The 14,250-nt window shown below is 70.7% G+C and carries 13 protein-coding genes; 7 read left to right on the top strand and 6 right to left on the bottom strand.

The annotated features are described in order from the left end of the window. Window positions 1–5 precede the first annotated feature (5 nt). Window positions 6–359, top strand: coding sequence for a TraR/DksA family transcriptional regulator (locus OOJ91_RS01125; protein WP_266241443.1), 354 nt, complete (start codon window positions 6–8; stop codon window positions 357–359). Window positions 360–401: 42 nt separating this feature from the next. On the opposite strand, the gene OOJ91_RS01120 is transcribed toward OOJ91_RS01125, so the two are convergent. Together OOJ91_RS01120 and OOJ91_RS01115 are read right to left on the bottom strand one after the other, a co-directional pair. Then, window positions 402–1,796 carry an NAD(P)-binding domain-containing protein gene (locus OOJ91_RS01120; RefSeq protein WP_266241442.1) on the bottom strand — a complete coding sequence of 465 codons (1,395 nt, stop codon included), beginning with the start codon at window positions 1,794–1,796 and terminating at the stop codon, window positions 402–404. 14 nt (window positions 1,797–1,810) lie between these two features. Then, window positions 1,811–2,308, bottom strand: coding sequence for a GNAT family N-acetyltransferase (locus OOJ91_RS01115; protein ID WP_266241441.1), 498 nt, complete (start codon window positions 2,306–2,308; stop codon window positions 1,811–1,813). 98 nt (window positions 2,309–2,406) lie between these two features. Between OOJ91_RS01115 and OOJ91_RS01110 the strand changes: the two genes are divergently transcribed. From OOJ91_RS01110 to OOJ91_RS01090, 5 genes are all read left to right on the top strand, one after another. Beyond that, window positions 2,407–2,790: an ArsR/SmtB family transcription factor gene (locus OOJ91_RS01110; RefSeq protein WP_266241440.1), complete on the top strand. Its 384-nt coding sequence runs from the start codon at window positions 2,407–2,409 to the stop codon at window positions 2,788–2,790. Beyond that, window positions 2,787–3,887 carry an ACR3 family arsenite efflux transporter gene (gene arsB, locus OOJ91_RS01105; protein WP_266241438.1) on the top strand — a complete coding sequence of 367 codons (1,101 nt, stop codon included), beginning with the start codon at window positions 2,787–2,789 and terminating at the stop codon, window positions 3,885–3,887. The genes OOJ91_RS01110 and arsB overlap by 4 nt, the downstream gene beginning before the upstream one ends. Beyond that, window positions 3,884–4,291, top strand: coding sequence for an arsenate reductase ArsC (locus OOJ91_RS01100; protein ID WP_266241436.1), 408 nt, complete (start codon window positions 3,884–3,886; stop codon window positions 4,289–4,291). The genes arsB and OOJ91_RS01100 overlap by 4 nt, the downstream gene beginning before the upstream one ends. A gap of 490 nt (window positions 4,292–4,781) precedes the next feature. Continuing rightward, a complete protein-coding gene (locus OOJ91_RS01095; protein WP_266241434.1) occupies window positions 4,782–6,176 on the top strand; it encodes an enolase C-terminal domain-like protein in 1,395 nt (464 codons plus the stop codon). 8 nt (window positions 6,177–6,184) lie between these two features. After that, window positions 6,185–6,880: a FadR/GntR family transcriptional regulator gene (locus tag OOJ91_RS01090; RefSeq protein ID WP_266241432.1), complete on the top strand. Its 696-nt coding sequence runs from the start codon at window positions 6,185–6,187 to the stop codon at window positions 6,878–6,880. Between the two features lie 101 nt (window positions 6,881–6,981). On the opposite strand, the gene OOJ91_RS01085 is transcribed toward OOJ91_RS01090, so the two are convergent. The 3 genes from OOJ91_RS01085 to OOJ91_RS01075 are packed head-to-tail and all read right to left on the bottom strand — an operon-like array spanning window position 6,982 to window position 9,897. Next, window positions 6,982–7,797, bottom strand: coding sequence for an ATP-binding cassette domain-containing protein (locus OOJ91_RS01085; protein ID WP_266241430.1), 816 nt, complete (start codon window positions 7,795–7,797; stop codon window positions 6,982–6,984). Beyond that, entirely contained in the window at window positions 7,797–8,849 is a 1,053-nt protein-coding gene (locus OOJ91_RS01080; protein WP_266241428.1) for an ABC transporter substrate-binding protein, read from the bottom strand. Before OOJ91_RS01080 ends, OOJ91_RS01085 begins: the two co-directional genes overlap by 1 nt. Before the next feature lie 40 nt (window positions 8,850–8,889). Further along, a complete protein-coding gene (locus tag OOJ91_RS01075; protein WP_266241426.1) occupies window positions 8,890–9,897 on the bottom strand; it encodes an ABC transporter permease in 1,008 nt (335 codons plus the stop codon). 745 nt (window positions 9,898–10,642) lie between these two features. Between OOJ91_RS01075 and OOJ91_RS01070 the strand changes: the two genes are divergently transcribed. Beyond that, complete coding sequence (locus tag OOJ91_RS01070) at window positions 10,643–12,070, top strand: endo-1,4-beta-xylanase (RefSeq protein ID WP_266241424.1); 1,428 nt, start codon at window positions 10,643–10,645, stop codon at window positions 12,068–12,070. A 491-nt stretch (window positions 12,071–12,561) separates the two neighbouring features. Here the strand turns inward: OOJ91_RS01070 and OOJ91_RS01065 are convergent, their stop codons facing one another. After that, window positions 12,562–14,226, bottom strand: coding sequence for a glycoside hydrolase family 27 protein (locus OOJ91_RS01065; protein WP_266241423.1), 1,665 nt, complete (start codon window positions 14,224–14,226; stop codon window positions 12,562–12,564). Window positions 14,227–14,250 lie beyond the last annotated feature (24 nt).

The following is a 14,250-nucleotide window of genomic DNA, read 5'->3' as shown; positions in this document are numbered from 1 at the left end:
CGGCCATGGACACCGAATCCCGCGCGATCCGTGCGGACCTGCTGCGCCGGCGCGACGAGACCACGGCCCAGGCCGCGGCGCTTCAGGACGACCTGCGGAGCCTCTTCGAGGCGTCCCGGTCCTCCAACGCCGACGACGAACACGATCCCGAGGGCAGCACGATCGCGTTCGAACGGGCACAACTCAGCGCCGTCCTGGATGCGGCACGTCGACGCCTGACCGAGCTGGACGTGGCCCTGAGCCGCGTCGACGCAGGCACCTACGGCGTCTGCGAACGATGCCTGCGCCCCATACCCGCCGAGCGGCTCGCCGCCCGCCCGTCGGCGCGTACCTGTGTCGCCTGCGCAGGCCGACGGTGACGGCGGCCCTGGGGGCCGGCGGGCGTCCTCACCGCAGTGTCCTCAGCCGGCGCAGCAGCCCCCGGCGGACGCGGTGTCGACGGCGACGAGGCTGAGCAGCCCGCCGGAGACGCCGGTGGCCAGCCCGCGGCGGGCCGGCTCGGCGGCCGGCGTCGGACCGCAGCAGCCGTCGCCACTCACCGGGTCGGCGGCGTTGCTGCTGCACACGCCGGTCGCGGGCAGGTCGAGCTGGACGTCGCGGGCGGCGGCCCAGTCTCCGGCGAGGGCGGCGACGACCGAGCGGACCTGCTCGTAGCCAGTGGCCATGAGGAACGTCGGCGCCCGACCGTAGGACTTCATCCCGACGGCGTAGTAGCCCACCTCCGGGTGGCCCAGCGCGTCGACGCCGTGCGGAGGCACGGTGCCGCAGGAGTGCTCGTTCGGGTCGATCAGCGGGGCGAGCGCGCGGGTCGCGCCCAGCACCGGGTCCAGGTCCAGCCGCAGCTCGGTGCTGATCGAGTGGTCCGGGCGGAAGCCGGTAGCCGCGACGACGCGGTCCACGAGCACCGACTCCTCGCCGCCGTCGGCGTGCCGGACGACAACCCGGACGCGCCCGTCGACAGGCGTGAGGGCGTGCACCCAGAAGCCGGTGAGCAGCCGGACCCGCCCCGCGTCGACGTGAGCCCGCAGCCGCGCGCCGAGGGCGCCGCGCGCCGGCAGGGCGTCGGCGTCCCCACCGCCGTACGTCCGCGCGGGCGAGGCGGTGCGGATCGCCCAGGTCACCTCGGTGCCGGGCTCGGCGGCGGCCAGGTCCGCCAGCGACAGCAGGGTGTTCGCCGCGGAGTGACCGGCGCCCACGACGAGCGTGTGGCGCCCGGCGAAGCGGTCCCGGTCGGCGCCGAGCACGTCGGGCAGCGCGTGTTCGAGGTACGCGGCGACGTCGGCCTCGCCCCGGGCGGGCAGGCCGGACGCGCCGACGACGTTCGGGGTGCCCCAGGTGCCGGAGGCGTCGATCACGGCGCGGGCCAGCAGCTCGTCGCCGTCGGCGAGGCGAACCAGGAACGGCGTGGTGTCGCGGCCCGCGATGCGCAGCCGGTCGAGGCCGAGGCGACTGAGCGCCTGGACCCGGGCGCCGTAGCGGACGTGCGGTGTGAGCTGGGGCAGCTCCGCGAGCGGCTGGAGGTACGCGCGGACCAGCTCCGCCCCTGTCGGCAGGGTCTCCGGGTCGGGGGCGACCCAGCCGGCGTCGTCGAGGATCCGGCGAGCGGCCGGGTCGATGTTGTAGCGCCAGGGCGAGAAGACCCGCACGTGCCCCCACTGGGCGACGGCGGCGCCCGGGGTGTCGCCGGCCTCCAGGACGACGAAGGGCAGGCCGCGTTCGTGCAGGTGGGCGGCGGCGGCGAGGCCGGCCGGGCCAGCGCCGACGACTACGACGGGAAGGCTGTGTGGGGCGTTCATCTGGCGACTCCTCGTCAGCTGATGGTGGGGCTGCGGCGTTCGAGCAGGACGACGTCGCGCCAGCGGTCGTGGTGGCGGCCGATCCGCTCCCGGACGCCTATGACACGGAACCCGGCCCGCCGGTGCAGGGCCAGGCTGCCGGTGTTCTCCGGGAAGATGCCGGACTGGATGGTCCAGATGCCGGCGGCCTCGGTCGAGGTGATCAGCGCGTCGAGCAACACCCGGCCGACGCCGCGCCCCTGGGCCGCCGGGTCGACGTAGACGGAGTGCTCGACCACTCCGGCGTAGACCGGGCGACTCGATGTCGGTGTGACCGCGACCCAGCCGAGGATGACGCCATCGGCGTCCACGGCCACGAAGCGGTGCGCGGTCAACCGGGTGGTGTCGAACGCCTCCCAGGTCGGCGCGGTGGTCTCGAAGCTGGCGTCACCGCTGTCGAGGCCCGCCTGGTAGATCGTCAGGACACGGTAGGCGTCGGTGGCGGTCAGCGGGCGCGTGGTCAGGTCGGTCATCGGCGGGCTCCGTTCCGGTCTCGGGCCAGAAGACACTGTCTCGACGTCTGTCGAATCAGACAGTTGCACGCTGATTAGATGTCTGTCAACCTAGAGAAATGTCGAAACAAGCGGCCGTGGACGTGCTGTGCTGCCCGCCCCTGTCCGAGCGGCGCGTGCCGGCCGAGACCGCAGCCGCGCTCGCCCCCGCGTTCAAGGCCCTCGGCGACCCGGTCCGCCTGCAGCTGATGTCGATGATCGCCTCCGCCGAGGGCGGCGAGATCTGCGTCTGCGACCTCACCCCCGCGTTCGACCTGACAGGCCCGACCATCTCGCACCACCTGCGGACGCTGCGCGAGGCCGGGCTCGTCGACGCCGACCGCCGCGGCACCTGGGTCTACTACCGCGCCCGACCGACGGTCCTGCGGCAACTCGCCGCGCTGCTCACCGTCGTGCCGACAGGTGCCGACGCCGCTACCGCCGCCCGGCCGGAGTGCTCGTGAGCACCCTCACCCGCCAGACCGACCCGGCCGCGAGCGCCGTCGTCGGTCGACTCTCCCGACTCGACCGGTTCCTTCCCGTCTGGATCGGGCTGGCCATGGTCGTCGGACTGCTCCTCGGCCGCCTGATCCCCGGGCTCGACGACGCGCTGGACGCGGTGGCGGTCGGCGGGATCTCACTGCCGATCGCGCTCGGCCTGCTGGTCATGATGTATCCGGTGCTGGCGAAGGTCCGCTACGACCGACTCGGCACAGTGACCGGCGACCGCCGCCTGCTGATCTCGTCGCTGGTCCTCAACTGGCTCGTCGGGCCGGCCGTGATGTTCGCCCTGGCCTGGGTGTTCCTGGCCGACCAGCCCGCGTACCGCACCGGCTTGATCATCGTCGGCCTCGCCCGCTGCATCGCCATGGTCGTCATCTGGAACGACCTCGCGTGTGGCGACCGCGAGGCCGCGGCCGTCCTGGTCGCGCTCAACTCGGTCTTCCAGGTCCTGACCTTCGGCCTGCTCGGCTGGTTCTACCTGTCGGTGCTGCCGCGGTGGCTCGGGTTGTCGGGCGCCGAGCTGCGCGTCTCGGCCTGGGAGATCGCCCGCAACGTGCTCGTCTTCCTCGGCATCCCGCTGCTTGCCGGCTACCTCACCCGCCGCCTCGGCGAGCGCGCCAGGGGTCGTGACTGGTACGAATCCCGCCTCCTGCCCCGCATCGGCCCCGTCGCCCTGTACGGGCTGCTGTTCACCATCGCGATCCTGTTCGCCCTGCAGGGCGACGCCATCACCGGCCGGCCGTTCGACGTCGCCCGCATCGCCCTGCCGCTGCTTGTGTACTTCGCGCTCATGTGGGCCGGCTCCTACGCTCTCGGCCGGGCCCTCGGCCTCGGCTACCCGCGCACGACCACCCTCGCGTTCACCGCCGCCGGCAACAACTTCGAACTCGCCATCGCGGTCGCGATCGGCACCTTCGGCGTGGCCTCCGGCCAGGCGCTCGCCGGGGTCGTCGGGCCGCTGATCGAGGTGCCCGTGCTGGTCGGCCTCGTCCACGTCTCGCTCTGGGCGCGCCGCCGCCTCTTTGCCACACCCCTCGACCGAGAGGCGTCACGATGAGCGACACACCAAGCGTCCTGTTCGTCTGCGTCCACAACGCCGGCCGCTCCCAGATGGCCGCCGGCTGGCTGCGCCACCTCGCCGGCGACGCCGTCGAGGTCCGCTCGGCCGGCTCCGCCCCGGCCGAGACGATCAACCCCGCCGCCGTCGCCGCCATGCGCGAGGTCGGCATCGACATCACCGACCAGATCCCAAAGCTCCTGGAGTACGCCACCGCCGAGTCCTCCGACGTCATCGTGACAATGGGCTGCGGCGACGCCTGCCCGGTCTTCCCCGGCAAGCGCTACGAGGACTGGAAACTCGACGACCCGGCCGGCAAGGACGTCGAGGCCGTGCGTGGAATCCGCGACGACATTCGGACCCGGGTGCAGCAGCTCCTCGCCGACCTGGCAGCGCTCGCCTGATCCCGGACGAGACCGACATACGCCCCCGCCGACCGCGACTCACCGACAGCACTAGACGTCCACAAAGATGCGATGTATCAACGCAGCGGCATCGATAACGCCTCCCGCTGCCGTCGGTGGTCGTCGCCGTGAACATCTAATCTTCATCGGGCTTCATCGACGTTCGCGGAACCACCCAGCCCCGACCGAGACGGTGTCGCCCTGCCCGGTCGGCAGTGCGGCGGAGCAGGTAGGCCGCCCTACGAGAGGGTCGATAAGCAGCGTCGGCGTCCACCGAAGCCCGTCGCGACCTTCCCGCCCCGGTCCGTCCGGCGGGCTCGGGGAACGCCCCGGCGGGCGGAGAACGGAAGCGGTCACCGGACGTCGCCGGAGAGCATAAGACATCGGATCTATATTGGCATAGGTCGATCGATGTCGTTGACGCACCCGATCGGGCCTCCGTATACTCCAAATGATCATCAGATCTTTAGCCTAGTCGGGCGAGGAGCGCATGCCGCAGATCACTGGCGTCACCGTCGAGGATGTCCGCTTCCCCACCTCGCTGACCGCTGACGGGTCCGACGCCATGAACAAGGACGGCGACTACTCGGCTGCCTACGTCGTCCTGCACACCGACGGCGTCGACGGCGCCGGCGCCCCGCTGGCGGGTCACGGCCTCACCTTCACCATCGGGCGGGGCAACGACATCGTCGTCGCGGCGGCGGTGCACCAGGCCCACCGCCTGGTGGGCCTGGACGTGACGACGATGGCCGCAGACATGGGCGCCGTCTACCGCCTGCTCACCTCGGACTCGCAGCTGCGCTGGCTCGGACCGGAAAAGGGCGTCATCCACCTGTCGTTGGCCGCCGTGCTGAACGCGGCCTGGGATCTGGCCGCGCGACTCGCGGACAAGCCGCTGTGGCGGCTGCTCACCGACATGTCCCCCGAACAACTCGTCGACATCGCGGACCTGCGCTACCTGTCCGACGCGCTGACCCGGGACGAGGCACTGGCCATCCTGCGCGCCAAGCAGAGCACGAAGGCCGACCGCCTGGCCGAGTTGGCGCGCACCGGCTACCCGGCCTACACCACCTCGGCGGGCTGGCTCGGCTACGGCGACGACAAGCTGCGCCGGCTGTGCCAGGAGGCGGTCGACTCCGGCTACGGCTACGTCAAGCTCAAGGTCGGCGCCGACCTCGACGACGACATCCGGCGGTGTCGGATCGCCCGGGAGATCCTGGGCCCGCACCGCAACCTGATGATCGATGCCAACCAGGTGTGGGACGTCGACCAGGCAATCGAGTGGGTAAAGGCCCTCGCCCAGTTCTCGCCACTGTGGATCGAGGAGCCGACCAGCCCGGACGACATCCTCGGCCACGCCGCCGTACGCCGCGCCGTCGCTCCCGTGGGCGTCGCCACCGGCGAGCACTGCCACAACCGGGTGATGTTCAAGCAGTTGTTCCAGGCCGAGGCCATCGACTTCTGCCAGTTGGACACCGGCCGGCTGGCCAGCATCAACGAGATCGTCGCCGTGCTGCTGCTCGCCGCGAAGTTCGACGTCCCGGTGTGCCCGCACGCCGGCGGTGTCGGGCTCTGTGAGATGGTCCAGCACGTGTCGGTGCTCGACTACGTCGCGATCTCGGGGGATCTCACCGGTCGTGTGACCGAGTTCGTCGACCACCTGCACGAGCACTTCACCGATCCGTGTGTCGTCCGGGACACCGGCTCGGGCAGCGGTTACGTGCTGCCCGGCACGCCCGGCTACTCCACCCGGATGCACCCCGAGTCGATCGCGCGGTACCGGTTCCCCGATGGCCTCTACTGGGCCACGGCCGAGCCGGCTACGGTGTCATCTCCGGAGCCGTACGTGATCGCGGGTGGGGCGGCCACCCCCGCCGGCCGCTAGGAGGTGTCATGTCCCGCACCGACGAAGTGGTGAACGGCATCAAACGGATGATCCTCGAAGGGACGTTCAAGCCCGGAGACCGGCTGCCCATCGAGAAGGACCTGGCCGAGTCCCTCGGCGTCTCGCGGGGATCGCTGCGCGAGGGGATGTCGGCGCTGTCGATCCTCGGCATCGTCAACATCCGCCAGGGCGACGGCACGTACGTCACCAACCTCGACGCGCCGCAACTGCTGGCCCCGATGGGCTTCGTCGTCGACTTTCAGGGCCAGGGCGACGGGCGGCACATCCACACCGTCCGCCGCCTGCTCGAGTGCGAGGCCGCCCGATTGGCGGCGACCAGGATCACCGACGAGGCCCTCGCCCAGGCCGGGGAGCTGCTCGACGAGGCGGCCCGGATCGCCGGTCGGTCTCCGCAGGACCATGAGCGCATCATGGAGATCGACATCGCGTTCCACCGGATCATCGCCGCACACGCCGACAACCCGGTGCTCATCGGCCTGATCGAGGCGTTCGCCGGGCGCACCCTCCGCGGACGGCTCTGGCGGAGCCTGCACGAGGAGGGCGCCGACCGGCGTACCCACGACGAGCACGTGGCGATCCTGAAGGCCCTCCGGGCACGCGACCCGGAGCGGGCCCGCACCCGGATGGCCAACCACCTGATCGGTGTGGAGGAGTCGCTACAGGGGCTGCCCGACGAGGGGTGAGACGGGCGGCGACGCGCAGGGGCAGTGCTCGCCCGCCCGCTCCGCGCGCCGGCGAAACCGATACCGGTCCACCGTGCACGGTCACGGACGGGCGACCCCCGTCACCGCTCGTCCCGCTCCGCGCCAGTGCTCCCGGTCATTGCCGCGACCAGGTCGTCGGTGGTGACCTCGTCGGCACGCAGCCGGGCCGCCCGCTGGCCCAGGCGCAGCACCTCCACCCGGTCGGCGATCTCGAGCACCTGCGGCATGTTGTGGCTGACCAGCACCACCGACATGCCAGCGTCCCGGGCCCGGCGAACGACGTCGAGCACCCGCCCGGTCTGCACGACGCCCAGCGCCGCGGTCGGCTCGTCGAGAATGACCACGTTCGTCGCCCAGATGATCGCCCGTGCCACCGCCACGCACTGCCGCTGCCCACCGGACAGCATCGCGATCGGCGTGGTGACCCGGGGAATCCGCACGCCCAGCTCGGCGAGGGCCGCGGCGGCACCCTGCCGCATGGCGCGCTTGTCGAGCAGCCCCAGCCGGCCGAGCGGCCCGGAGCGCAGGATCTCCCGCCCGAGGTAGAGGTTGGCGGCGACGCTGAGGTCGTCAGCGACCGCCAGATCCTGGTAGACGGTCTCCACCCCCGCGCGCCGGGCGTCCACAGGCGTCGCGAAGTGCACGGGACGGCCACCCACCCGGATCTCACCCTCGTCGGGCGCGTGCACACCGGACAACGTCTTGATCAGTGTGCTCTTTCCGGCACCGTTGTCGCCGATGAGCGCGACGACCTCACCCTTGTGCACGGTGAAGTCGGCACCGCGCAGCGCCTCGACGTGGCCGAACCGCTTGACGATGCCCCGGGCTTCGAGGACCGGCGGTTCGTCGGCGGCCGGCTGGTCGTTCTCGGCGGTGGCCGTTGCGGCGGTGGCCATCACTGCACCGGGGGGTTGGCGCAGCTGGGCTCGAGCACCGCCTTGATCTCCGCCGAGTCGATGTTCTTCTTGGTGACGAACGTGACGCCGGTGTCCGCCGACGCCAGCGGCGCCTTGTCCCGGAGGTGCTTGACCATCTTGTCGACGCCGAAGTAGCCCATCTTGAACGGGTTCTGCACGACAAGCGCGGAGATCTGGCCGCTGCGCAGCCCAGCGACCTCGTCCGGAGCGGCGTCCCATCCGATGATGACCACCTTGCCGGACTTGCCCGCCGCCTGAATGGCCTGCGCGGCGCCGAGCACACTCGGCTCGTTAGCCGCGAAGATGCCGGCGAGGTTCGGGTTCGCGGTGAGGATGTTCTCGGTGACCCGCCGGGCCTCGTTGACATCGCTACGGCTGGGCTGCTGGCCGACCAGCTTCAGATTGGGGAACTGCGCGAGGCCGGCCTTGAACCCGTCGACCCGCTCGGTGTTGGTCTGCGAGCCGGGCTGGAACTCGACCAGGGCGACCTGGTGGTTGCCGGGGCCCAGTTCGGTGGCGAGCAACTTCGCCGCCTCGGTGGCCGACGCGCGGTTGTCGGTGGCGAAGAGGGGCACGCCCGACGGCTGCGGGCTGGTGCCGGAGTCGATCATCGCGACCGGAATCTTCGCGGCGAGCGCCTGGTCGGTCGCGGGCGCCAGCGCGCTGGAGTCGGTCGCCGCGTAGACGATGCCGTCGACCTTCTTGGTGACGAAGTTCTGGATGAGGTTGACCTGACCCTCGACGTCGGTCTCGGTCGTCACCCCGTCCCACTGGACCGTGACGTCACCGGCGCGCTGCGCGGCGCACTCGGCGCCCGCCTTCACCGTGTTCCAGTAGTCGGCCCCGACCGCCTTCGGCACGACGGCGAGCTTCAGCGGACCGCTCGCGTCCTTGGACGCGCCGTCACCTCCGTCGCGGACCTCGACTCCGCCGCACGCGCCGAGCAGAGCGGTCGCCGCGGCGGCGGCGAGGATGACCTGTGCGCGCAGGAGACGCCCTCGTGGCCGTCGGCTGGTGGTGGTGTGTGACATGGTGTGCGTCCTTCCTCTGTCGAACTCCGGAAACGGCATGTCAGCCCCGTGACTCCAGCCGCCGACGGCGGTACTGGTCGAAGTAGACGGCGGCCCAGATGATCAGGCCGACGATCACCTGCTGGTAGTGGATGCTGATGTCGAGCAGGACGGCGCCGTTGCGGACCAGGGCGATGAGGAAGGCGCCGATGATGGTCCCGACGATCCGGCCCTGCCCCCCGAACAGGCTCGCGCCGCCGATGACCGCTGCGGCGATGACGTCGAGTTCCAACGAGATGCCGTAGTTCGGCTGACCCGAGTTGACCCGGGAGGCGGCGATCATGCCGCCCAGACCGACGAGCACACCCGCCAGGACGTACACGTAGGTCAGGTTCCGGCCCACCGCGATGCCCGAGCGGCGCGCGGCTTCCAGGTTGGAACCCATCGCGTAGGTGTACTGCCCGAAGCGGGTCTGCGAGAGCAGGAACGCGACCCCGACGGCGACCACCGCGGTGATCACCACGGCGAACGGGATGCCGATGATCTCCCCGTTGCCGAGCAGCTGGAACGACCGGGGCAGACCGTAGACGCCGACCGCCCCGGTCATGATGAAGACAAGGCCCCGGCCGACCGACATCGTGCCGAGCGTCGCGATGAACGGGGGTATCCGGGCGACGGTCACCAGCAGCCCGTTGAGCAGCCCGGCCAGGGCGCCGACGCCGATCGCGACCGCCGTCGCCGCGAGGAGTGGGAAACCCAGGTCACGGACGACCATCGCTCCCGCCACACCGGCGAGCGCGGCGACCGACCCGACCGACAGGTCGATGCCCCGGGTGATGATGACCATCGTCTGCGCGGCGGCGATGATGGCGATCACCGCGGTCTGCGCGCCGATGTTGAACAGGTTGTCCGCCGTCAGGAAGTAGGGACTGGCGAAACTCAACGCGATGAACAGGACGACGAGCGCGGTGGCCGCGGTGAACTCGGAGAGCGCGTGGGAGATGCGCTCCCGCAACCAGTCGTTGAGCGCGCCGCCCCGGGCGTCCGCCGTTGCCTCGACAGCACTCATCGTCGGACCCGACCTTCCTCCACTGTGCCCCCGGTTTCACAGGCGTCTGCACCGGCGAACAACGCACTTCTCAGCAACCGGACCTCCCAGGAAGTCACCCACGGGTCCACACCCGCAGCGCCTTGCGCGATAGATCGGATGTTTCCTGCGATCAGGCGTTACCTTGCCATGGTCACACTCATGTTGCCAAGGTCTTACAGCCATGTTGTGGCATCGTTAGGGCCCATTTCCGGCGAGATACGTCGGACCAAACTCCACCACCTGTGACCGACTGTCGCGTGCACCCCGTCCCCGGGGCCAACCGACAAGCCCGCCGTGCCGGCCACTGTCAGCGACAACGCCCGAGAACCACCTCGTGGGCGTCATCGCCGTCGGCCCTCGCTGCCCGGTCGCCACTCGCCTTGAGCATGTTATCGATAACATGCTATGTTCCGCCAAGGAGTCGAGGGCACGTCCCTCCCGTTCGGAGTTACCGACACCTCGAAGGGCATCGGGTCCCGCGACCCGGTCGACGGTCGGTGACCTGTCCGAGCCACACCTGTCCGGCGTACGCCGTGTTCCCGCGTCCGCGCACGCGACAGCTCGCATCGTGACGTCCGCCCTCAGGCCATCGCCGTCGGCCGCCTGTCGGCCACCCGGGGTCCCTCCACACCCGCCCCGAACCCGTTTCCGACGGCAACCCACCACCGGTTGGACAGGCCGATCCCCCGACTCCGGCCGCCACCATCTCGAAAGGCAGAACCCCATGGACAAGATCCCCGACGAAGACGCTCCACGACCCCGGTTCCGGGGCCGTCGGGCGCTGGTGCCGATCGCGGCCACCCTCGCGGCCGTCGCCGCGACGGTGGCGATGACCTCGGCCGCCAACGCCGGCACCACCCTGGGCGCCTCGGCGGCCGAGAAGGGCCGCTACTACGGCGCCGCGGTACCCGCCTTCAAGCTGTCGGACAGTCAGTTCGCAGGCATCGTGAACCGGGAGTTCAACCAGCTCACTCCCGAGAACGAGATGAAGTGGGACGCCACCGAGCCGCAGCAGGGCCGGTTCACCTACTCCGGTGGCGACCAGATCGTCGCCCACGCCCAGTCGCACGGCATGCTGGTCCGCGGTCACACGCTGCTGTGGTACCAGCAGCAGCCGGGCTGGGCGCAGGGCATGTCCGGCACCGCGCTGCGCAACGCCGCGATCAACCACGTCACGCAGGTCGCCACCCACTTCCGGGGCAAGATCTACGCCTGGGACGTGGTGAACGAGGCGTTCGCCGACGGTGGCAGCGGGGGACGGCGCGACTCGAACCTGCAGCGCACCGGCAACGACTGGATCGAGGCGGCGTTCCGCGCCGCCCGCGCCGCCGACCCGGGCGCGAAGCTCTGCTACAACGACTACAACACCGACGGGATCAACGCGAAGTCCACGGGCATCTACAACATGGTGCGCGACTTCAAGTCCCGCGGCGTGCCGATCGACTGCGTCGGCTTCCAGTCCCACCTGGGCACCTCGGTGCCCGGCGACTACCAGGCCAACCTGCAGCGCTTCGCCGACCTCGGCGTCGACGTGCAGATCACCGAGCTGGACATCACCCAGGGCTCCAACCAGGCCAACGCCTACGCCCAGGTCACCCGGGCCTGCATGGCCATCTCCCGCTGCACAGGCATCACCGTGTGGGGTGTGCGGGACAGCGACTCCTGGCGCGGTAACGACAATCCGCTGCTGTTCGACCGCTCGGGCAACAAGAAGGCGGCGTACACCTCCGTCCTCAACGCCCTGAACTCCGGAACGCCCATTCCGACCACCGCGCCGCCGACGACCCCTCCGCCGACGACGCCGCCGCCCACCACCCCGCCGCCCACGACCCCGCCGCCGACCACCCCGCCACCGACCGGTGACGGGTGCACGGCCTCGGTGTCGCTGAACTCCTGGAACGGCGGCTTCGTCGCCACCGTCAAGGTCACCGCCGGGTCGACGGCCCTGCGGGGCTGGACGGTCCGGGTCACGCTGCCCTCGGGCACCGCCGTCACCAACACCTGGAGCGCGCAGGCCAGCGGCTCGTCGGGCACCGTGGACTTCCGCAACGTCGACTACAACGGCCAGGTCGGCGCGGGAGCCAGCACCGAGTTCGGCTTCCAGGGCACCGGCTCCAGCCCGTCCGGCACCCCGACCTGCACCGCGAGCTGACCCGTCCCCTCTCAGCTCACCACCCCGGCACCCCCGGGGCGTCGCGGACGTACCGCGCGCCCCGGGGGTGCCGTCCATCTCGGCCGTCGATCACCGTGGAACGTGCCGCCGGCGGGGAGTCGTCGGGCAGCCCCCGGGCCAGCAGCACCTGGACCCGCGGTTCCCGACGAGTCCCACCTCAAGACGGGGCTGGGCTGCGGCGACGGGCGGTGGCCATCCGCTGTGGCTGCCCGCCGTGTCGATGCGCCGGTGAGCGGTATACCTCAGAGGTATGAATATGACTCCGAGGTATACCGCTCAGCACCGCATCCGCCCCCCACGAAGGTGACCGGCGGTCACCTCCGGCCGCCGGCTGCGCCCACGACCTGACGCGCGGGCCCGCGCCCGGTCCAGCGAACTCGGTCGACGGCCCGGCGGGCCTCGATCCGGCCGAGACGACACAGGTCCGGGCCGGGGCGACGTCGCCCCGGCCCGGACCTTCACTACTGCCGCTAGCGCTGGGTCCAGCGCTGGTTGGTGGCCCCCGTGCAGGACCAGAGGATCACCGTGGTGCCGTTGGCGGTCGCGTTGTTGTTGACGTCGAGGCAGAGGCCGGACTGCGCCCCGCTGATCGTGCCGTTGGTGTTGATGGTCCACCGCTGGTTGGCCCCGCCGTTGCAGTCCCAGATCTGGACCTTGCTGCCCGCCGCGGCGTTGGTGGGCGCGTCCAGGCACTTGCCGAGCGACTGGAGGGTCTGCCCGTTGGCCGTCCAGCGCTGGTTGGCGGCCCCGTTGCAGTCCCAGATGACCGGCTGGGTGCCGTTGGTGGTGTTGCTCTGCGGGACGTCCAGGCAGCGGTTCGAGGCCACGCTGGCGAGCGCGAAGGACGTGCTCGGAGGCGGGGTGGTGGTGGGCGGCGGGGTGGTGGTGTCGCCGCCGCTGACCCGGTACACCACCGTGCCGTGCGCCGGGACGCTTGCCGAGATGGCGCCGGTGCTGGTGGTGGTGGCGTTGCTCCAGGCCTCCACAAGTGTGAACGAGCTGCCGGACTTGCCGACGGCGGCGGCAGTGGTGGAGATCGTCGTCGTGGAGCCACCCTGGTTGAACAGGGCGACGGCGACGTCACCGTTGGCCAGCCGCTTGGCGAGCACCCGACGGGTGCCGTCGAACGAGACCTGCGTGCCCTGCAGCCCGAGCGAGTCCTGGTTGATCGCGACCAGGTTGGCGTTCTTGAGAATTGTCTGCGTCGCGGAGTTCATGTTGCGCACGTCGTTGCCGGCGATCAGCGGCGACGCCATGACTGCCCACATCGCGAAGTGGCTGCGCATCTCGGTGTCGTTCATGCCGCCCCGGCCGACCTCCATCATGTCCGGGTCGGTGAACGAACCCGGTCGCGCGTAGGGCGCCAGGGGGACGGTGACGTTGATGATGTTCTGGATGCCCATCGGGTAGCCGTTGGTCTGCCCGGTGTCCCACGCGTTGGTGATGTCCTCGGTGGTCCGCCAGATGTTGGCCACGTCGCCCCAGTTGCGCTGCGGACCGGTCTTCGCGTGGATGCTGTTGGGGTTGATGCTGTAGACGATCTGCCGGCCGCTCGCGGCCAGCGCGTCACGCATCTTGGCGAACGTGGTGACCTGATCGTTGATGCTGCCGTTCGGGGAGCACCAGTCGTACTTCAGGTAGTCGACGCCCCACGCGGCGAACTGCCTGGCGTCCTGTGCTTCGTGGCCCTGGCTGCCGGTCGCGCCCGGGTAGCTGTTGAAGTACTGGGCGCAGGTCTTGTCGACAGGCACCTGGTAGAGGCCGAACTTCAGCCCTCGGGCGTGCAGGTAGTCACCGAGCGCCTTCATCCCGCTGGGGAAACGGGTGGGGTCGCCCTGGAGGTTGCCGGAGCTGTCGCGGTTCGGGTTGAACCAGCAGTCGTCGACCACGACGTACTGGTAGCCCAGATCGCGCATGCCGTTGCTGACCATCGCATCGGCAGTCTGCCGGATCAGCCCCTCGTTGATGTTGCAGCCGAACGAGTTCCAGCTGTTCCACCCCATCGGGGGTGTCCGGGCGACGCCGTTCTCCAGCGCCTGTGCACCGGGGGCGCGCAGGCCCACGAGGGCGGCGGCCACGAGCAGCCCGGCCGCCGCCGCCCGCCCCCAGTACCGGGCTCGGACGTTTCGCTTCATGCGGGAGCATCCCTTCGTGATGCC

The sequence above is a fragment of the Micromonospora lupini genome (genome assembly GCF_026342015.1).
GTDB classification, from domain to species: Bacteria; Actinomycetota; Actinomycetes; order Mycobacteriales; family Micromonosporaceae; genus Micromonospora; species Micromonospora lupini_B.
This window is presented reverse-complemented; position numbering and strand designations above follow the sequence as displayed.

Excerpts from the sequence above, each read along its gene's own strand:
- OOJ91_RS01115 (WP_266241441.1), bottom strand. The coding sequence starts at position 2,308 with ATGACCGACCTGACCACGCGCCCGCTGACCGCCACCGACGCCTACCGT.
- OOJ91_RS01125 (WP_266241443.1), top strand. The coding sequence starts at position 6 with ATGGACACCGAATCCCGCGCGATCCGTGCGGACCTGCTGCGCCGGCGC.
- OOJ91_RS01065 (WP_266241423.1), bottom strand. The coding sequence starts at position 14,226 with ATGAAGCGAAACGTCCGAGCCCGGTACTGGGGGCGGGCGGCGGCGGCC.
- OOJ91_RS01085 (WP_266241430.1), bottom strand. The coding sequence starts at position 7,797 with ATGGCCACCGCCGCAACGGCCACCGCCGAGAACGACCAGCCGGCCGCC.
- OOJ91_RS01095 (WP_266241434.1), top strand. The coding sequence starts at position 4,782 with ATGCCGCAGATCACTGGCGTCACCGTCGAGGATGTCCGCTTCCCCACC.
- OOJ91_RS01100 (WP_266241436.1), top strand. The coding sequence starts at position 3,884 with ATGAGCGACACACCAAGCGTCCTGTTCGTCTGCGTCCACAACGCCGGC.
- OOJ91_RS01070 (WP_266241424.1), top strand. The coding sequence starts at position 10,643 with ATGGACAAGATCCCCGACGAAGACGCTCCACGACCCCGGTTCCGGGGC.
- OOJ91_RS01120 (WP_266241442.1), bottom strand. The coding sequence starts at position 1,796 with ATGAACGCCCCACACAGCCTTCCCGTCGTAGTCGTCGGCGCTGGCCCG.
- OOJ91_RS01110 (WP_266241440.1), top strand. The coding sequence starts at position 2,407 with ATGTCGAAACAAGCGGCCGTGGACGTGCTGTGCTGCCCGCCCCTGTCC.
- OOJ91_RS01080 (WP_266241428.1), bottom strand. The coding sequence starts at position 8,849 with ATGTCACACACCACCACCAGCCGACGGCCACGAGGGCGTCTCCTGCGC.
- OOJ91_RS01075 (WP_266241426.1), bottom strand. The coding sequence starts at position 9,897 with ATGAGTGCTGTCGAGGCAACGGCGGACGCCCGGGGCGGCGCGCTCAAC.
- OOJ91_RS01090 (WP_266241432.1), top strand. The coding sequence starts at position 6,185 with ATGTCCCGCACCGACGAAGTGGTGAACGGCATCAAACGGATGATCCTC.